This window comes from Fusibacter paucivorans (assembly GCF_018390735.1).
GTDB lineage: Bacteria > Bacillota > Clostridia > Peptostreptococcales > Acidaminobacteraceae > Fusibacter > Fusibacter paucivorans.
The window spans coordinates 1-1,651 of the sequence record NZ_JAHBCL010000084.1; the positions used below are offsets into that span (position 1 = coordinate 1).

Consider the following 1,651-nt stretch of genomic DNA (forward strand, 5'->3'; position numbering starts at 1 on the left):
CCTGAATTATTCATCCAGTTTATTCAAACGGCGCTTGGCGCCGCACAATAACAATGTTTTTGATTACTTTTGCTTTTCACTTGAAAAGTGAAGCCAAAACAATAGAAGAAGAGCTCCAGCTTTGTTAGAATGAAGTCACCACAACACCAAACAACAAAGGAGAAACTCTTCATGTCTAGTGTAAATGTACTTCAACTTGAAAGCAACAGTAAAATCAAAATAAATTTCAATGGCGGTGATTTATCTTCCGATTCAGGACTTCTTCTCATCAAAGAATTTGCCCATAAATTTGGCTTTCACCAACATGTCAGCCAGTTCAAGACTGATGACATGGCCAATCGGTTTCACAAAGATGATAAAAATCTCTTACAGCTTGTGTATCAGATTATTGCCGGTTATTTTGAAGAAGATGATGCCGATGAATTAACGAACGAACCCGTATTCGCAAACATACTTGATAAAAAAGCACTTGCTTCACAGCCGACCTTATCAAGATTTTGGAATCGCATGAACGAAAAAACTCTTTCTCAGTTCAATGAAATCACAAAGTCCATGAGAGCCTCAGCATATGCGATCAAATGTCCAAAACAAGTGTTGCTCGATTTGGATTCCACCCTGTTGAAGACTTTTGGCAAACAAGAGGGTGAAGGTTTCAACTATCATTACAGGGCTCACGGTTATCACCCCTTGTTATGTTACGATGGATTGACCGGGGATCTGTTGAAAGCACAATTACGAGGTGGAACTGACTATAGTTCTACCGGTGTTGTCCATTTCATGCAACCTTTACTTGATGAATATGACAAGTCCTATCCTGATGTAGAATTATTCTTGAGAGGCGACAGTGGCTTTGCTACGCCGGATTTATTCAAACAATGCGAAACAAACGGGGTATCCTATGCGATTCGTTTAAAAGCAAATAGCGTATTATATTCAAACGCCAAACATCTTGATGAAGAAATACTTGAAGCAACAAAGGACAATATGATCGATGCTGTCGTTTGCTATGATGAGTTCTATTATCGAGCCGGCACATGGGACTATCCTCGTAGAGTCGTTGTAAAAGTGGAAAAACCTTATAATCAGTTAACCTATCAGTATTCGTTCATTGTCACCAATATGGATTTGAGTCCTGAAGAAATACTGATGTACTATCGCAACCGTGGTACCATGGAGAACTTCATCAAAGAAGGCAAATCTGGGTTCGACTTTGCTTCTACAAGCAGTAAAAATAAAGTAACTAACGCCAATCGTCTAGGGCTTCATGTGTTGGCATATAATCTGTTCAATTATTTCAGACGATTGGTCTTGCCGAAAAACATGAAAAAGATGCAGATCGACACCATTCGGTTAAAGCTGCTTAAGGTCGCTTCAAAAATCGTAAAAGCAGCAAGATACATTTATTTCAAGCTGTGTAGCAGTTGCCCTTATAAAGAAGCCTTTTATGAAACGCTTGAAAATATAAGACGACTTCCTCAGCTAGAATAGCAATAATCCATGTTCTTTGGCAACTTAAAATCACAAAATTGGCATATACGGGATAAGTCTAACCTTTTTTAGGGCAGACTCATGTAATTCTGAAAATAACACACAAAAAATAATGTCATTTTTGATTTTGAAGTTGATCATAGGTTCATGAATAATTCAGGCT

At 38.2% G+C, this 1,651-nt stretch carries 1 protein-coding gene; it reads left to right on the forward strand.

Going from position 1 to position 1,651, the window contains the following annotated elements:
• The first annotated feature begins 171 nt into the window (after positions 1-171).
• Positions 172-1,488, forward strand: a complete 1,317-nt coding sequence (locus tag KHM83_RS19520; RefSeq protein WP_213238716.1) for an IS1380 family transposase — start codon at positions 172-174, stop codon at positions 1,486-1,488.
• Positions 1,489-1,651 lie beyond the last annotated feature (163 nt).

Excerpts from the sequence above, each read along its gene's own strand:
- KHM83_RS19520 (WP_213238716.1), top strand. The coding sequence starts at position 172 with ATGTCTAGTGTAAATGTACTTCAACTTGAAAGCAACAGTAAAATCAAA.